Source organism: Chitinimonas sp. (genome assembly GCF_036568685.1).
Taxonomy (GTDB): domain Bacteria; phylum Pseudomonadota; class Gammaproteobacteria; order Burkholderiales; family Chitinimonadaceae; genus Chitinimonas.
The window spans coordinates 22,851-39,704 of sequence record NZ_DATCSC010000129.1 but is presented as its reverse complement, the minus strand read 5'-3'; the positions used below and the strand labels follow the sequence as shown (position 1 = coordinate 39,704).

The 16,854-nt window shown below is 64.6% G+C and carries 16 protein-coding genes; 6 read left to right on the top strand and 10 right to left on the bottom strand.

What is annotated here, in order from left to right; translation table 11 throughout:
• Window positions 1-41: 41 nt before the first annotated feature.
• The 6 genes from VIM95_RS18540 to VIM95_RS18515 all read left to right on the top strand — a co-directional run bounded on the left by VIM95_RS18540 (window position 42) and on the right by VIM95_RS18515 (window position 4,564).
• Window positions 42-1,847 (top strand): VWA domain-containing protein, encoded by a 1,806-nt coding sequence (locus VIM95_RS18540; RefSeq protein ID WP_331988692.1) that lies wholly within the window; start codon window positions 42-44, stop codon window positions 1,845-1,847.
• A gap of 19 nt (window positions 1,848-1,866) precedes the next feature.
• Window positions 1,867-2,511 carry an RNA polymerase sigma factor gene (locus VIM95_RS18535; protein WP_331988690.1) on the top strand — a complete coding sequence of 215 codons (645 nt, stop codon included), beginning with the start codon at window positions 1,867-1,869 and terminating at the stop codon, window positions 2,509-2,511.
• 1 nt (window position 2,512) lies between these two features.
• Window positions 2,513-3,499, top strand: coding sequence for a hypothetical protein (locus VIM95_RS18530; RefSeq protein WP_331988688.1), 987 nt, complete (start codon window positions 2,513-2,515; stop codon window positions 3,497-3,499).
• 207 nt (window positions 3,500-3,706) lie between these two features.
• Window positions 3,707-4,036, top strand: coding sequence for a BON domain-containing protein (locus tag VIM95_RS18525; protein ID WP_331988686.1), 330 nt, complete (start codon window positions 3,707-3,709; stop codon window positions 4,034-4,036).
• Window positions 4,037-4,130: 94 nt separating this feature from the next.
• Window positions 4,131-4,298 carry a DUF1328 domain-containing protein gene (locus tag VIM95_RS18520; RefSeq protein ID WP_331988685.1) on the top strand — a complete coding sequence of 56 codons (168 nt, stop codon included), beginning with the start codon at window positions 4,131-4,133 and terminating at the stop codon, window positions 4,296-4,298.
• Window positions 4,299-4,354: 56 nt separating this feature from the next.
• Window positions 4,355-4,564 (top strand): CsbD family protein, encoded by a 210-nt coding sequence (locus tag VIM95_RS18515; RefSeq protein ID WP_331988684.1) that lies wholly within the window; start codon window positions 4,355-4,357, stop codon window positions 4,562-4,564.
• A 66-nt stretch (window positions 4,565-4,630) separates the two neighbouring features.
• On the opposite strand, the gene VIM95_RS18510 is transcribed toward VIM95_RS18515, so the two are convergent.
• From VIM95_RS18510 to VIM95_RS18465, 10 genes are all read right to left on the bottom strand, one after another.
• Entirely contained in the window at window positions 4,631-5,719 is a 1,089-nt protein-coding gene (locus VIM95_RS18510) for a hypothetical protein (protein ID WP_331988683.1), read from the bottom strand.
• Between the two features lie 143 nt (window positions 5,720-5,862).
• Window positions 5,863-6,582 (bottom strand): transporter substrate-binding domain-containing protein, encoded by a 720-nt coding sequence (locus tag VIM95_RS18505; RefSeq protein ID WP_331988682.1) that lies wholly within the window; start codon window positions 6,580-6,582, stop codon window positions 5,863-5,865.
• Between the two features lie 7 nt (window positions 6,583-6,589).
• Entirely contained in the window at window positions 6,590-7,732 is a 1,143-nt protein-coding gene (locus VIM95_RS18500; protein WP_331988681.1) for an SPFH domain-containing protein, read from the bottom strand.
• Between the two features lie 111 nt (window positions 7,733-7,843).
• On the bottom strand, window positions 7,844-8,518 hold the full coding sequence (locus VIM95_RS18495; protein WP_331988679.1) for a TIGR01621 family pseudouridine synthase: 675 nt from the start codon (window positions 8,516-8,518) through the stop codon (window positions 7,844-7,846).
• A 3-nt stretch (window positions 8,519-8,521) separates the two neighbouring features.
• Complete coding sequence (locus VIM95_RS18490; RefSeq protein ID WP_331988678.1) at window positions 8,522-9,310, bottom strand: substrate-binding periplasmic protein; 789 nt, start codon at window positions 9,308-9,310, stop codon at window positions 8,522-8,524.
• A 46-nt stretch (window positions 9,311-9,356) separates the two neighbouring features.
• Window positions 9,357-10,070 carry a SapC family protein gene (locus VIM95_RS18485; RefSeq protein ID WP_331988677.1) on the bottom strand — a complete coding sequence of 238 codons (714 nt, stop codon included), beginning with the start codon at window positions 10,068-10,070 and terminating at the stop codon, window positions 9,357-9,359.
• 50 nt (window positions 10,071-10,120) lie between these two features.
• Window positions 10,121-11,002, bottom strand: a complete 882-nt coding sequence (locus VIM95_RS18480) for a DMT family transporter (protein ID WP_331988675.1) — start codon at window positions 11,000-11,002, stop codon at window positions 10,121-10,123.
• A 67-nt stretch (window positions 11,003-11,069) separates the two neighbouring features.
• Window positions 11,070-12,635, bottom strand: coding sequence for a thioredoxin family protein (locus VIM95_RS18475; protein WP_331988673.1), 1,566 nt, complete (start codon window positions 12,633-12,635; stop codon window positions 11,070-11,072).
• A gap of 90 nt (window positions 12,636-12,725) precedes the next feature.
• Window positions 12,726-13,757: a hypothetical protein gene (locus VIM95_RS18470; RefSeq protein ID WP_331988671.1), complete on the bottom strand. Its 1,032-nt coding sequence runs from the start codon at window positions 13,755-13,757 to the stop codon at window positions 12,726-12,728.
• A gap of 158 nt (window positions 13,758-13,915) precedes the next feature.
• Window positions 13,916-16,732 carry a valine--tRNA ligase gene (locus VIM95_RS18465; protein ID WP_331988669.1) on the bottom strand — a complete coding sequence of 939 codons (2,817 nt, stop codon included), beginning with the start codon at window positions 16,730-16,732 and terminating at the stop codon, window positions 13,916-13,918.
• Window positions 16,733-16,854: the final 122 nt, after the last annotated feature.

The following is a 16,854-nucleotide window of genomic DNA, read 5'->3' as shown; positions in this document are numbered from 1 at the left end:
TCGGTTCGTTCAAGTGGCATCCCAGCCACGAGGAGTCCGTCATGTCATTGCGTTCATCCACCCTGCTCAGCCTGTTGCTGGGCGCCTGCCTGGCCGCCTGCTCCACCCAGCGCGTCAGCACACCGGCCGAGGCCGCGCCCTCGGCTTCTGAACAGCCCGCCACCGAAGCCAAGGTCGAGACGGTCACCGTCACCGGTGCCGCCATCCGCCGAGCGGACCTCATGGCCGCCTCTCCGTCCGCGCCACCGGCACCGCCGCCGGCCCCCAAGCCACTCAGGCAGCTCGGCCAAGCGCAGGAAAAGCGCGCCGCCGACGCCCAGCGCCTGAACGTTGCCCCGCCGGCTTTCGTTGCGCCGGCCCTCCCGGCACCGGTAGGCATCGCCGCGCTGCCCGAGCCGGCAGACCGCGAGCGCTACCAGACCATCGTCCGCCACGGTGTGCAGCGTGTAGCCGAAGCACCGGTCTCCACCTTCAGCATCGATGTCGACACCGCCAGCTACAGCAATGTGCGGCGTCTGCTCAACCGTGGCCAGTTGCCACCGCAGGACGCGGTGCGGGTGGAGGAACTGGTCAACTACTTCCCCTACCAGTACCCACAGCCCAGCGGCAATGCGCCGTTCTCGGTCAGTACCGAGCTCGCGCCCACCCCCTGGAACCCGGACAGCCTGCTGCTGCGCATCGGCATCCAGGCGGCGGACCCGGCCAAGGCCAGCCTGCCACCAGCCAATCTGGTCTTTCTGGTCGATGTTTCGGGCTCGATGAACGAGCCGGCCAAGCTGCCGCTGCTCAAACAGGCGCTCAAGCTGTTCGTGCGCGAGCTGCGACCGCAGGATCATGTCTCGCTGGTCACCTATGCCAGCGGTACCCGGGTCGTGCTGGAGCCGACCGCTGGTGACCGCAAGGCGGTGATCGAGGCGGCCATCGATGACCTGCGTGCCGGCGGCGCCACCGCCGGTGCAGCCGGCATCGAGCTGGCCTACCGCATGGCGGAACAGGGCTTTCTCAAGCAGGGCATCAACCGCATCCTGCTGGCCACCGACGGTGACTTCAACGTCGGCATCACCCGCTTCGAGACCCTCAAGAACCGAGTCGAGGAAAAACGCCGCAGCGGCATCTCGCTCTCGACCCTGGGCTTTGGCGAGGGCAACTACAACGACGCCCTGATGGAACAGCTGGCCGACGCCGGCGACGGTGCCTACAGCTATATCGACAACCTTAACGAGGCGCAGAAGGTGCTGGTCGACGAGTTCACCTCCACCCTCGCCACCGTGGCACACGATGTGAAGATCCAGCTGGAATTCAACCCCGACGCAGTACTGGAGTATCGCCAGATCGGCTTTGAAAACCGCGCCCTGCGCCGCGAGGACTTCAACAACGACAAGGTCGATGCTGGCGAGATCGGTGCCGGCCATCGCGTGACCGCGCTGTACGAGATCACCCTGGTAGGCCAGCGTGGCAAGGTCGAACCGCTGCGTTACCGCATCAACAAGCCTCAGCTCAGCGGCAAGGATGCAGAACTGGGCTTCCTGAAGCTGCGCTACAAGCCCGCCCACGGCCAGGCCAGCCTGCTCCTGTCGGTACCGATTGCCCGCAGTGCCGTTGCGGCACAGGGCAGCGAGGACTTCCGCTTCGCCGCCGCAGTCGCCGCCTTCGGTCAACGCCTGGCCGACGGTGGTCGCTATCTGGGCAAGTTCGACCTGCCCCAGATCCGCGAGCTGGCGGCTGGTGCGCGCGGCGAAGATCGCTTCGGTTACCGCGGGGAGTTCCTGCGACTCGTGAATCTGGCGCAGAATCTGGCCCAGGGTACGCCGCCAGCCACCAGTGCGGCCGCCGCCGTTGCCGACTAGAGGAGCCAAGTAGCAGCACATGGATAGCGAAGGCTACAGCCAGACTATACCGGTCATGCCGCGTGACAACGCGGCACGGCCGGCGGCTGCACCCCTGCTGGCCGAGGATGCCAGGCTGATGCTGGCCTATGTCGCCGGTGACGCGGCCGCCTTCGAACGTCTCTACGCCCTGCACCGCGGCGGCCTGTATGGCTTCCTGCACCGGCAGTGCCCCCGCCCGACCTGGGTGGACGATCTATTCCAGGAAACCTGGCTGGCTGTGGTCCGCGCCCGTGCCGACTACCAGCCCAGTGCCGCCTTCCGCACCTGGTTGTACGGCATAGCCCGCAACAAGCTGATCGACCGCTTGCGGCTACATGAGCCCGCCCTGCTGGCAGACCTTCTGCCCGAAGGCGAGGAGGACGAGGACCCATTGGACCGCCAGCCGGCCGAGCCCGCGCAAGACCCAGCCCGGCAGCTGGCCAACCGCCAGTTGGGGCAGGCGCTGGAGCAGGCCCTGCGTGCCCTGCCGGCGGCACAGCGCGAGGTCTTTCTGCTGCGCGAGCAGGCCGATATGGGGCTCGATGAAATCGCCGCACTGACTGGCGTGCCGGCCGAGACCGCCAAAAGCCGGCTACGCTATGCCGTGGCCAAGCTCAAGGCCGTGCTGGCGGGAGTAGCTTGAGATGGAGACCATGAAGCCCGATCTGCCGGACGACGATACCACGCTGAGCCAGGCCTACCAGGCGCTGCCCAAGCCCGAGCCGAGCGCCGCGCTGGATGCCGCCATCCTCGCCGCCGCGCGCGAGGCGGTGCAGCCCAGCGCCCAGGTCATCGCTTTCCCCAAGCGGCGCCGCAACTGGTCGGTACCGCTGGGCCTGGCAGCCTCCTTGGTGATCGCCGTCGGTCTGGGCTACCAGTTGCAACAGTCGGGTGAAGGCCGGCTGGATAACAGCGAGGCCAAGGTCGTGGTGCCAGGACCCACCAGCCCAGCACCTGCTGCCGCGGCACCGGCACTACCCAAGGCTGACCAAATCACCCCACCCGCCGAGCTACAGACTGACGCGCAGGCCACCCCACCCGCGCCGTCACAAGCGGCGGCCACCGCACGCCGCGAAGTCATGGCCGAGGCCAAACAGCGGGCCAAGGAACCACAACCGGCAGCCAGCCCGGCGCCACAGGCTGCCCCCGAGGTCGCCATGCCAGCCCCCGCACCGGCGGCGCCTCCCGCACCACCCCCACCGCCGGCCTTTGCCGCGCCCCCGTCCGCCCCTTCGGCACTCCTGGAACAGCCGCCTGCCGCCAAGCCGGCCGCGCCAGCGACGGCTGGCCGCGCAGCAGACAGTGCCTCCGTCACGGTGACCGGTTCCGCAATCAAGCGGATGACAACGGCCAGCCCCGCACCCGAACCCGCCGCCGCGCCCCAGGAACGTGCCAAGGTCAGCGAGGAAGGCCGCCTGCAGCTCCGCCAGAACCTTGCTGCCCCCGCCCCCAAGGCAGAACAGCCCGCGCTGGATGCCGAACGCACGCTGCAGGAAGTCCGGCGCCTGCAGGCCGCCGGCCAGGACGATGCCGCCCGTACGCTGTTGCAACGGCTCAAAGCGCAGCAGCCGGACTATCCCATCCCCGCTGAGCTGCACAGCCTGCTGATCACGCCGCCGCGCGAGCCTTGAGCGTCGCCAACTGGCGACAGGGCTGGCACCCGCAGTACAGGCGCGATAAGCGCTTATCACCGCCCCGGCGTCGTCCTGTAGCGACAACGCAGCCCCTTGCAAGTGCCAAGAAAAACGGCAAGCAACTGGTTTTAAAGCAAAAACCATCATTGGCATGGCATTTGCCATGTATTCGGTACCTACTCACCAAACCGAAAGGCCAATGCCATGAAATCCCTCCTCACCGCCTCCGCCCTCGCCACCGCCCTCGCCACCGCCCTACTGCTCGGTACCACCCTGCCGGTCCAGGCTGCAGATACCACCGAGCCTGCCGCCAGCAAGCCCATCGTGGACGACCAGACCATCACCAGTGCCATCCAGGCCGCCCTGCAGGGTGACCAGGCTCTGGCCGGTGCGCAGATCCAGGTAGAAACCACCAGCGGTGTTGTGAAGCTGTGGGGTTCTGCCAGCCAGGCCGCCAAGGCCAAGGCCATCGACCTGGCCTGGCGGGTACAGGGCGTGAAGGAAGTACGCGAGGCCATCCAGGTCCAGAACTAAGCGACCTCCAAACGACCTCGGTTACGCCATTTCCTAGTTACCGGTGCTGGGCGTCCGCCACGCCGCCCGGCCCGCTCAAGAGGAGTGCGCCATCATGTTCTATTGGGCAGCCGTCTTCTTCATCATTGCCATCGTCGCCGCCGTGCTGGGTTTCAGCGGCATCGCCGGCACCGCCGTCTGGGCCGCACAGCTGCTGTTCCTGGCCGGCCTCGTACTCGCCGTCGCCTTCCTGCTGCTGGGCCGCAAGCCACCGTTATCCTGATCCCGACCAGGATAGACAGGCCACGATCCATCCCTCTCTCACCGAAAGGCATGGCCATGAACAAGGACATCGTCGAAGGGCAATGGAAACAGCTCAAGGGCAAGCTGCGTAGCGCCTGGGGTGAGCTGACCGATGACGACATCGATCGTATCGCGGGCCGCCGCGAGCAATGGGTCGGCACCTTGCAGCAACGCTACGGCAAGGCCAGGGACGAGGTGGTACGCGAAGTCGATGCCTTCCTGGCGCGACATCTGCCACCGCAATGACAAACGGGCCGCCCCAGGGCGGCCCGCCAGACACCGTTCGATACGAGGTAAACCGTCCGCCTGCCGCTAGTGTCTACTGGCAAGTGAGAAGAAGATAAACAACGCGATCAAGCCCAGCAGCACCGCAAAGGTAATCTTCCAGGCCGACCAGGGGCGCTCGCCCTGGACCTCGCCGGTCTGTCCATTGACCACAAAGCGCCAGGTCTTGCCGCCGTACTGGTAGCTCGACAACCAGATGGGCAGAAGGATGTGCTTGAAGGTGATGTCGTAGTAACGCGGCGAAATATCGTAGATACGCTGCTCGTCGCCGCCAATGTCACGCAGCACCGCCTTACGGATCGGCTCCTGCATACGTTCGGTCGCCGCCGTAAAGCCTGGCTCCAGGCCGAGCTGGTAGGCCTCGACGGTAAAGCCGCTCAGATAGTCCTCGCGATAGGGCTGCAATTCGCCCAGCCGCCAGGGCTCCAGGTTGTCGAGATAATCACGCGGCAGCGAGGCGCTGGCCGGCACCATGACGTCGTCAAAGGCGACCGCCACCTCCCCCGATACCGACGTCCAGCGGGTGCGGCGCACCTCACGGGTACGGGTCTCGCCATTCTCGGTATAGCTCTCGGTCTCGTAGTAGTAGTCGCCCCGCTCAGCACGGTAGCGCGATTCGGTGCCGGCATCATAGGTCCAGTAAGGCAGGTAGATACCCTTGATGCCGGTAGCCGCCCTATAGGCACGCTTGAGCGCATTGGGCGCGAACCACAGCCCACCGATCCAGTCCTTGAAACGCTGCCGGGCATCCACCTCCTTGACTGCGAACGGCGCCACCGCGCGCGGCTGTATGGTGCGCTGGGCATAGGCCTCGGCGGCGATCAATGGCACTGCACAGAAGGGGCAGCGATCGGCCGTGGTATTGGCGGGCAGCTGCGATACCGCGCCACAGCCCGGGCATTTGACCGACTGCCGCTCGATCTGCGGCTCGTTGCCGGCCGCACGGGCCAGATAAGCCTGGTAGTCCAACTCCTCCACCGCCACGGCGGTCGTCTCGGCGTCCGCCTTGGCGATGGCGTTCTCCGAGCCGCAATAGGGACACTTCAAGGCCTGCTGGCCGGGCGCGAATTCAAGCTTGGCGCCACACTGCCGGCAGGGATAGGTGGTCGTGCTCATGCATGTTTCCAATCAGAACAAGCTCCCCGCCCATAGGGTGACGGGCGAGGTCGTGGTTTTCTTGTGGGAACAAGGGGCCGGACAGCCCCCTGGGGATGGGATGCGCTCGGCCATCGAGGCTTACCCAAGCGTCATGCCGTGCATCAATTGCTGCCCTCATCACGCCGCGCGCGTTCCATGACTCCCTCCTTCTGCATGGCCTTGAGCGCCTGATCCAGCTGGGGGATCAACTCGCTGCGGCTGACATGCAGGTAGTGGTAGGCAGGCAGGTACTCCAGCACGGCAGAGCGGAAACGCTCCGAGCCATTCAACACCCCGGCCGCCTTCAGCTTACGTAGCGTGGGGCCCAGACTTGGCTCACGGATCACCAGCACGTCGACCCGGTCCTGCATCAGCATCTTGAACATCGCGTCGTAGGAATCGACCAGGTTGACCTTCATACCGGCCGTCTTGACCTCGGCGATCCGGTAACCACGACGTATCCCGATATTGAGGCTGCGCATTTCTTCCCAGCTCTGCACCTTGACCTCGGGCTTGAGACTCACCGCCAGGAAGGTCATGGCGCCGATCGGAGTCGGTACCCGCCGCATATTGGGAAACGCCTCCTCGATCACCGGCAAGCGGGCTAGCAAGGCATCCGATTTACCCGTATTGGCCATCATCAAGCCGCGCGAGGCTGGCATATAGCTCAGCTCGACCGGTTGGCCTATACGGCGATAGGCCTCCCGTACAATCAGCTCGAAAGTCCGCTCGGTCCCCTCGTCGTCCTCCACCGCCGCAATGCGTACCGGACTTTCCCCCACCGCCATGACTGGTGGCGCAAGCAAGACCAGCAGCAGAGCGAGGCGCTGGAGCAAGACCATGGGCGGCTTACATCGGCAAGGGCGGCGGCGTATTGGCAAACAGCGGTGCCAGCTCGACCTGCTCGCCGGCCTTGCCCCAGGCTGCCATGCCGGCCTTCCAGACCAGGCTGTCGCGGCCCAGGCTGCCTGCCGCCACCTGTGCCTGCAAGGCGGTCAGATCAAAGGGGCCGGTCTGCTGGCCGTTCACCGCCACATGGAAGCTCACGGCGCCCGGAATGGGCGGTGGCACCGGTGCAGCCGGGGCCGGCGCGGTACCAGAGATGCCACCGCCGGCCTGGCCGGGCTGCTGGAACAGATTGCCCATGCCTTGCCCGAGCATGCCGCCCACACCGATGCCCAGCATGCTGCCGGCCGTGCCGGTATTCTGGGCGGCGTCGCGCAGTGCCTGGGCGGCCTGGTACTGGCCGAACTGTTGCATATTGCCGATGGCGCGCATGGCGCCCTGCTGGTCGATGGCGCGCTCGACCTCTTCCGGCAGGCCGATGTCCTGCACCTGGATCTCGCACAACTCAAGGCCCATGGCGCTGAAGTCGCCGGCAATGCGTTCGCGGATCTTGTCGCCGACTACGGTGACCTTGCTTTCCAGGTCGATCACCGGCACGCCGATCTCCGGCATCACTTCCTTGATGCGTACGCCGACCTTGCCGCGCAGATTGGCCTCGATATCCTCGGTGGTGAAGTCCGCCTTGGTGCCCATCAGGTCAACGAGGAAGGTCTTGGCATCGACGATACGGATCACATAGAGGCCGAAGGCCGTCACCCGCACCGCGCCGAACTCGGGATCGCGCATGGTGGCGGGACCGGCCGTGCCCCACTTCATATCGGTGAACTTGCGGGTATTGAAGAAGTACACCTCCGCCTTGAACGGCGAGTTGAAACCGTACTTCCAGCCCTTCAGCGTTGCCAGTATCGGCAGGTTGGCGGTATTGAGCTCATACATGCCTGGCGTGAACACGTCCGCCACCTGGCCGCGGCCCAGCTGCCCTTCGTTGACCACGACCGCCAGCTGACCTTCCCGCACGGTCAGCTTGGCGCCGTGCTTGATCTCGTTCTGATAGCGCTCGAAACGATGCGCCATGATTTCGGGACGGTCCTCGGTCCATTCGATGATATCGATGAACTCGTTGGTCAACTTGTTCCACAGACCCATTTTCCACACTCCTTCAGTCTTGGTGATGCCACCGCGGCCAGCGAGCACCAGCCTGCAAAGTGACGACCTTTGCCCGGCGGGTCACGCCGGGGCTATACACGATAGACCCGTCTAGCCTCGCGGCCAAGTCAAAGACCAGGGATTGGTAAAACGTCGCATAACCGGCTCCCATTCCGGCCCCAGCCAGTGCTCACCCACGCTCGGCGGGCAGTGGAAGGCAAATTGCTCTCCCTCCAGCATGAACTGCAGCGCGAAGGCATGCAGATAGCCCCGATCGGCGGGGCTGCCGGCATAGCGGCTGTCTCCCAGGATAGGGCTGCCCAAGGCCTTCATGGCCACCCGGAGCTGGTGGGTGCGACCGGTCAGCGGACGTAGTACAAAGGCGCGCAAGCCATTGCCGAGCCCCGCGCTGAAAAACTGGGTACGGGCCGGATCGTCCTGCCGCTGCAGCAATTTCCAGCTGCCATTGCGGCCCTTTTCCATATCGCCGCAGATACCGCCCTGCTTTTTCTTGGGCGCACGGTCCGAGAGTGCCAGGTAGTACTTACCGATCTGCCGCCGGCTGAAGAGTTCACCGAACAAGGCGGCCGACTCTGCCCCCTTGGCCACCAGCAGGAGGCCCGAGGTCAGCCGGTCCAGCCTATGTACCGCATGCAGCGGCTCAACGCCGGTCTGCTCACGCAAGAGATCGAGCACCCCTGGCGCATCGTCCTCGCGGTGGAAGCTGAGACCGGCAGGTTTATCGATCAACAGGAAGCGGGGGTGGTCGGCGAGCAGGGTCAACATGGCTTATTCAGTATGGCGGCGCAAGAGCTCACTGAGCTGCTTATCGCGCTGCAGGCGGGCAATGCCGGCATTGAGGGTGTTCAGAAAGGTGGTGCCATCGCGCATATGGGGGCTGACGGCAAAGTGGGCCACCAGTGGCGGTGCCTCGGGTAGTGGTCGGCCTTCCAGGAGGCCAGCGTCGGGCGGCAGGCGGCCCAGCCGGCGCTGGCCGGCCATGACCTCCAGCGACTCGATCAAGAGGTCGCAGCGTCCCAGGGCCAGCTTGCCGAGTACAGCCGGGTAATCCAGCGCGCCGGTATCGATCTGAGCAGTGGCGAGGCCGGTATAGGCATAGCTATAGCCGAACAGGCCACACACGCGGTAGCGCTGCAAGGCAGCAAGAGAGGGAATGACCAAACCACCGGGGAAAAAGTCGCGACGGTAGTAGTAGCCCGGTTGAAAGTGCAGGTAGGAGGCACTGAGCTGGTAGTTGCGCGCGCGTTCGGCGCTATACAGCACCCCCATGGCGAGCTGATACCGGCTGCCGTCCTGTACCTCGCGCTGGCAGCGCTGCCAGGGCAGGAGGCTCACTGCCACCCGGTAGCCGCTGCCGGCCAGGGCGGCCTTGAGCACGTCCGGCGAGTAGCCCGCCACATCACTGGTCTTGCGACTACCGTCGCGCTTGTAATAGCTGGAGGGCACCCATTCCCCCTCCCCGCCACAGGCCCGGATCAGGGTCTCGGCATGCAGTGGCAGAGCCAGCAGGAGAGGGAACAGGTAGTGGCGGCGCATCGCGGCAGGCGGCAGCTGCAAGCAGCATAGCCCGCGAGCCGGGCCACCACGGCCGCCACGGTCAGGGTCAGTTGGCGTTACGCGCTTGCAGGCGGGTCACCAGACCCTCGAGATTGCTCAACGAGAACAGATGGGCATAGATCAGCGACATGATGCCGTTCTTCAGCCACTCTTCGGCCTTGGCGGCCGGCAGGGTGCGCAGCTTCTCTTCATCCACCACCCACATGCCGTCCATGCTGATGGATTCACCGGAAGCCAGCTGGGCCGAAGCGGAAACCTGGCGCAGCAGGCCAGCCTTGCCGAGCTCGGTACCAAACTCGCGCGAGCGGTTGGCGTCGTCGCGCGACTGGAACATCAGGTTGGCGAAATTCTTCATGGCGTCGGAGGCCTGACCATTCTCGAACACCAGCGGGTCTTCTTCACGCTGGATGGCACGCGCAGCGGTCTCTTCGATGCACAGCACGGCATCGTTGTTCTCCACTTCCACCGTCACGAAGGGATAGCGGCGGACGAAGAAGGGAATGTACTCGGCGTGCCACTTGCCGTCGGCGTCGACGAACAGGTTTTCCTCGGTCTTGAGGCCCAGCATCACGGTCGGGGTGTAGGTGTTGTCGCCCGATTCGGCAAACACGATGGCGTATTCGCGCAGCAGGGTGGAGAACTCGCCGCCGACCACCGGCACCGCGTGCACCTGGCTGGCGTAGACAAAGTTCTGCGCCAGGCTGATACGCAGGTCGGCATGCTGTTTGGCGTCCAGGGGGACGACGTCTTTGTAGAACATGGTATTCCCTCGAAGGCGACCCTGGGCAGCTAGCAGCCCGGGCCATTGAATTATTCCGGAGGCGTGCCGGACGCAGGAGAACGCGCCAGCAGCAGGACGGCAGCGATGATAACCGCCCCGCCGATCCACTGCGAGGCCGTCAAGCGCTCACCCAGGAGCGAGGCGGCCAATACCACTGTCACCACTGGCTCGAAAGTGGACAGCATGGCGGCTTCCGAGGCCCCCAACCGCGCCAGCCCGGCAAAGAAGGCCAGTGCGGCGATTACGCTACACAAGAGACCGATGGCCGCCACCGCCAACCAGCCGCTGCTGCTCTGCGGCAGGGCCGGTGCATGCCAGACCGAAACCACGCCAAAGGTCAGCGCACCGCCCAGCATCACCAGGGTGGAACTGGCGAGCGCGCCAGCCCGTGGCGTCAGCCGGGTGCCCACCGCGATATAGATCGAGTAGATCAGGGCCGCCGCCAGACCAAAGGCAACACCAGTCAGCGAACCGGACAGTGCGTCGCCAACCGTCAGTGCCAGCCCCAGGCTAGCCAGCGCCAGGGCGAGCACCTTGCGGCGGGTCAGGGGCTCGTGCAGCCAGACCGCGGCGATCAAGGTCACGATGACCGGAAAGGTGTAGAGCAGTAGCGCGGTCAGAGAGGCACTGGCATAACTCAGCGCGGTGAAATAGCTGAAGGCCTGGCCGGCATAGCCGATCGCTCCCATGGCCAAGAGCCCCAACGCCAACCGGCCCCGCGGCCAGGGCTCGCGCTTGAACAACATGATGAGGGCAAGGCAAGCGGCGGCGATGCCGAAGCGCAGCAACAAGATAGCCTGCGCATCGGCACCGGCAGCATAGGCCAGCCGGCCAAAAAGCGGCATGACGCCGAAGCAGGCGGCCGACAGCAGGATCAACAAAGCGCCCCATAGGCGCGGGTGCTTGGACATGGACAATATCGCCGGGCGTGTGACCCGACGATATTGCCACAGTGCCGCTTAGTACCTGCTCATGAACTCAGCGCAGCTTGACCACGCGCTTGTCCACCCAGCCCTCACCCTGGTCGCTCACGACCTTGAGCCGGCCTCCCTGCTCTACCCCCATGAAGACCAGACCATCCTGGCGACTCAAGAGTGCCAGCACCTGGGCGTCGTCACCGGCAGCCTGGTAGAGCTTGATATTGTCGATCTTGCCGACCAGCTCGGCCCCATCAGCAAAAGGCTGCGCCAAGGGCGAAACCGCGGGCAAGGCGGCAGGTGCGGTTACAGGAGCGGCGGGCCGGGTAGCCGGCAGAGATACGCCCGGCATGGGTGCAACCGGCGCCGCGGCTTGCATCCAGGGTGTGCCGGTGAATAGCTTCTGTGCCAGCACGGCGGCCGACCATTCGCCATTCACCTGCTGGATCAGCTTGCCATCCTCGAACAGCAACGCGGTTGGTACACCCTTGATCTCGTAGCGTTGCGCCAGCGGGTCGGCAGCAAAGCCACTCCAAGGCTCCCAGTGCGCCATGACAAACTGCACCTGCCGGCCGTATTGCGCTGCCAGCGCCTGGTAACCGACGCTACCGCGTACGCAGTAGCCGCAGTTTGTATCGTAGGAGCTGAACAGCAGCACCAGGGGACCTCGCGTATGCTCCAGCAAGGCCGAGGCCTGGCTCGAGCGCAGCAATCGGATGTTCCCGTCGAACACCTGGACAGCCTCCGGCACCGCCTTGGCAAGCTCTAGCTTGCGCCCCACCGGCTGGGCCTGTTCCAGCTTGGCGAAGGGGCTGGCATCCAGAATGCGCCCCTTGGCCACATAAAGGTCGACGATGGCCTCGCCACTTTTCATCTGCTTGGTGCCAAGCAGCACCATGCCAGTCTTCCTGTTGCTGTAGATCGTGTAGCGGCTCTCAAGCACAGCCGTGGGCATACGAATGACCAGGCCAGTGTTCAGGTTCGCCTGTATCACCGGGAAATATTCCTCCAGCGGGCGTGGCGTACCGACCACCTCCTCCAGGTTGCACTGCAAGTCGCAGTCATAGCCATGGATCAGCTCAAAGCCGCGCTCGGCCAGCATGCGCTCATAGTGTTGGCGTATCTGCACCGCGTCGCCACGCGGATAGTTGGCGCGACGGTACCAGCTCTCACCTTCGAACGGGACCATGAAGTCGGCCGTCCAGCCATTCTTGGGATGTTGATAGACCGTGGAAATGGGGATACGTGTCTTGAGCTTGGCGTCCCGTACTGCCTGGCCACCACCGAGAACGCCGTAATGTTCCGTGGTCCCGGGAAACAGCGGCAGGTCAAACAGCGGGACCGCCCCGTTGCTATTACTGTCTGCAATCTGCGCCGTGCTGGCCGCTGCACCGCGCGCTACACCGTAACCCACGGGGCCGGCGGCCCCCGCCCCGTTTGCGTCAGGTGGCATCGTTGCCGCCACATCCCCAGCGCGAGGTGCGACCACCCCCTTGGCTTGCTCAACAGCAGACGCCGCATTGCGCAGCGCATTGGCCGACTTGTTGAGCTTGTCTGTGCCGTCGGCCAGCAGCATCAGGCTGGCAGCCGCCAGCAGTACCGGCAAGGTACGCATAGCCTTTTTCATCGGTGTGTCTTCCCGCCTCGAAGCCGTCACCGCGGCCTCGTCATTGTTGGCCTGCCGGCATGGCATTACACCTCCATGCCGGCAGATTGATCAGGGCAGCTTGACCAGGCGCTTGTCCACCCAGCCGTCGCCTTGTGCCGTGGTCACCTGCAGATAGCCACCGCTTTCGGCCCCCATGTAGACGAGGCCGTCGGTACTACCCAAGGTAGCCACCACCTTGCCACCCGGCGCAGGCGTTGCCAGCAGCTTGGCACTCTTGAGCTTGAGTACCAGCTCAGCGCCATCGGCGTAGGTCCCGGGCACGGTCGGCTTCTGGGCCACGGTTGTGGTCGGCGCGGTTGGCGTCTGCGGCGTTGCATTCCCTACCGGTGCTTGCGGGTTCTGGCCCACAGTACTGGTACCAGGCTGTGGCTGGGTCGCCGTTACCCGCTGCCAGTTGCTCAGGTCGCCGACCTTGCCTTCCACCAGCTTCACGAAGGAGGAGAATTGGTAGATATGGGTCCCCACCCCCACCAGGGCCATCGCGCCCGGCTTGTAGGCCGCGATATAGGCCGGCCGCGAGGGCAGGTAGTTGGTATCGACGCGGCGCGAAGCATCGGCGACATTCGACCAGTTGTAACCGGACTCCAGCGCCTTGCAGGGCGCGGCACACACAGTCACGACCTCGAAGCCCTGGGCCGACAGCCAGGCCAGGTAGTGGCGCATGATCAAGGCCGGGCTGTCATCCTGGCGGTGCTCGTACTGCAGCATGGTGACCTTGCCTTCGACCGGCACGGTGTAGGGAGCCAGATAGCCATCCGGACCGTTGATCGGCACCACCACCGGGATAGTCAGGCTGTCGTAGGGGTTGTCGATGCGTTTCTTCAGATCGGCCTTGGGGTAGGCCTCAAAGCCCATGGGCAGCTGGTAGCTGCTGCCATTGGGCATGCCGGTCCGCTGCGCCGGGGTGCCACCAGGCACCGTATTGCCAGCGGCAGAGCCGGCGGACTGTACGGCGTCAGACGCCTTCTTGATGGTATCGGAGACCTTGCCCAGCCCATCGAGCAGACCGGCCGAAGCATACTGGCCGGCAAGACCCAGCACCACGGCGGCGACAAGGGTAGAGAGACGCTTCTTTTGCATGGTGATTCCTCCTTGTATCTGACTATGCTCATTGCTCTTAGGCTCGGCATTCTGCCCTGAGCCGCCAGGTCATGACATACAAATACTCACACTCTGCACCATGAAAAACGCCCCGAGGCCGGCCAGGCCTCGGGGCGTTGACGCCAGACAGGGTGATATCAGCCCAGCTTGACGAGCTGTGCCCTGAGCTTATCCACAGTCTCGCTGAAGCCTGCCAGGCGGGCACGCTCCTGTTCCACCACCGCGGCCGGGGCCTTGTCGGCGAAGGCCGGGTTGGCCAGCTTGGCGGTAGCCTTGGCGATCTCGCCTTCCAGGCGGGCCACTTCCTTGCCGATGCGCAGCTTCTCGGCGGCCTTGTCGATCTCCACCTTGAGCATCAAGCGGGTACCGCCCACCACCTGCACCGGTGCGTCGTCGGCCGGCAGATGCGCCACTACCTGTACCTCGGCCAGGCGGCCCAGGAGCTGCAGATAGGGGCAGAACTCGGCCAGCTCGCTCTCGGCGCCCTCGATAAACAGCGGCACACGCTGCGACGGGCCCAGGTTCATCTCGGAGCGCAGGGTACGGACCGCCAGGGTCAGGGCACGGAAGTCTTCCATGCGCGCAACCGCTGCCGGCTGGATCTTCTCCGGCTGGGCCACCGGCCAGGCAGCGAGGCTGATCGACTCGGCCTTCTTGGCATTGGCCAGCGGGGCCACGGTCTGCCACAGCTCTTCGGTGATAAACGGAATGATGGGGTGAGCCAGGCGCAGCGCCACTTCCAGCACCCGTACCAGGGTCCGGCGGGTGGCACGTTGCTGCGCCTCGTTGCCGTTCTGGATCTGGACCTTGGCCAGCTCCACATACCAGTCGCAGTAGGCGTTCCAGACAAACTCGTAGATCGCCTGGGCAGCCAGGTCGAAGCGGTAGGTATCGAGCGCCTCGGTCACCGCGGTCTCGGTCTGCTGCAGTTCGCTGATGATCCACTGGTCGACAAAGCTGAATTCGAGCGGCAGGGTTTCATCCTGACCGCAATCCTTGCCGTCCACATTCATCAGCACAAAGCGGGTGGCGTTCCACAGCTTGTTGCAGAAGTTGCGGTAGCCCTCGGCGCGCTTGAAGTCGAAATTCACGTTGCGGCCCAGCGTGGCGTAGCTCGCCATGGTGAAGCGCAACGCGTCGGTACCGTAGGCGGGGATGCCTTCGGGGAAGAGCTTCTCGGTAGCCTTGGCGATCTGCGGGGCCTTCTCCGGCCGGCGCAGGCCGGTGGTGCGCTTGGCCACGAGTTCGGGCAGGTTGATGCCGTCGATCAGGTCCACCGGGTCGATGACGTTGCCTTCCGACTTCGACATCTTCTTGCCTTCGTGGTCACGCACGATGCCGTGGATGTAGACATCCTTGAACGGCACCTTGCCCATGAAGTGGGTGGTCATCATGATCATCCGGGCAACCCAGAAGAAGATGATCTCGTAGCCGGTGACCAGCACGCTGGACGGTACGAAGGCCTTCAGTTCCGGCGTCTCGTTGGGCCAGCCCAAGGTGCTGAAGGGCACCAGGGCCGAGCTGAACCAGGTATCGAGCACGTCGTCATCGCGGCGCAGCACCTTGCCTCCGGCCTGCTTGGTGGCCTCGGCTTCGCTGCGGGCCACGTAGACCTTGCCCTGCTCGTCGTACCAGGCGGGGATCTGATGGCCCCACCACAGCTGGCGGCTGATACACCAGTCCTGGATGTTCTTCATCCACTGGTTGTAGGTATTGACCCAGTTCTCCGGCACAAAGCGCACCTGGCCGCTTTCCACCGCCTCGATGGACTTCTCGGCGATGGTCTTGCCGGTCGGGTCGCCCTCACCCACTCGGCTCATGGCCATAAACCACTGGTCGGTCAGCATGGGCTCCAGCACCGAACCGGTGCGGTCGCCACGCGGGGTCATCAGCTTGTGCGGCTTGACCGAATCAAGCAGGCCTTGCCCTTCCAGGTCGGCGACGATGGCCTTACGCGCGTCCTTGACGCTGAGGTTGGCATAGGCCGCCGGGATGGGCAGGGTGCCCAGCACGCCGCCATTGAAGTCGAACACCTGCGCCTCGGCCAGGATGGTGGCCTTGAGGCTCATCACATTGATGAGCTGGGTGTTGTGGCGCTTGCCGACCTGATAGTCGTTGAAGTCGTGCGCCGGGGTCACCTTGACCACGCCGGTACCGAATTCCTTTTCCACGTAGCTGTCGGCGATCACCGGAATCTCGCGGCCGGTCAGCGGCAGACGCACCCGCTTGCCGATCAAACCGGTGTAGCGCTCGTCCTCCGGGTGCACCATCAGCGCCACGTCGCCCAGCATGGTCTCGGGACGGGTGGTGGCCACGGTCAGATGGCCCGAGCCATCGACCAGCGGGTAGTTGATGTGCCACAGGCTGCCATCTTCCTCGACGTTTTCCACTTCGAGGTCAGAAACCGACGTACCCAGCACCGGGTCCCAGTTCACCAAGCGCTTGCCGCGGTAGATCAGGCCCTGCTCGAACAGGCGTACGAACACCTCGGTCACGGTCTCGGAGCGGACCGAATCCATGGTGAAGTATTCACGGTCCCAGTCCACCGAGCAGCCCATGCGGCGCATCTGGCTGGTGATGGTGCCACCGGACTTGTTCTTCCACTCCCAGACCTTGCTGATAAAGGCTTCACGACCCAGGTCATGGCGACTGACCTTCTGCTCGGCCAACTGGCGCTCCACCACGATCTGGGTGGCGATACCGGCATGGTCGGTACCCGGCACCCACAGGGTGTTGCTGCCCTTCATGCGGTAGTAGCGGGTCAGGCCATCCATGATGGTCTGGTTGAAGGCATGCCCCATGTGCAGGGTGCCGGTGATATTGGGCGGCGGCAGCTGGATGCTGAAGGATGGTGCAGCCAGGTCCATGCTGGGCTTGAAATAGCCCGCGGATTCCCACTGCTGGTACCAGCGGCGCTCGATGTCACCGGGTTCGAAGCTCTTGGCGAGTTCCATGATGCGATCTGTAAGGTTTGTGTATCGGAAGCTGCGGATTATACGAGCAAAAGCCCCCAAGAGCCTGCGCATGATCTTTTCGCGGCGGCGCCCGCAGCCGTCCGGGTGAAGTGCAAGCGACG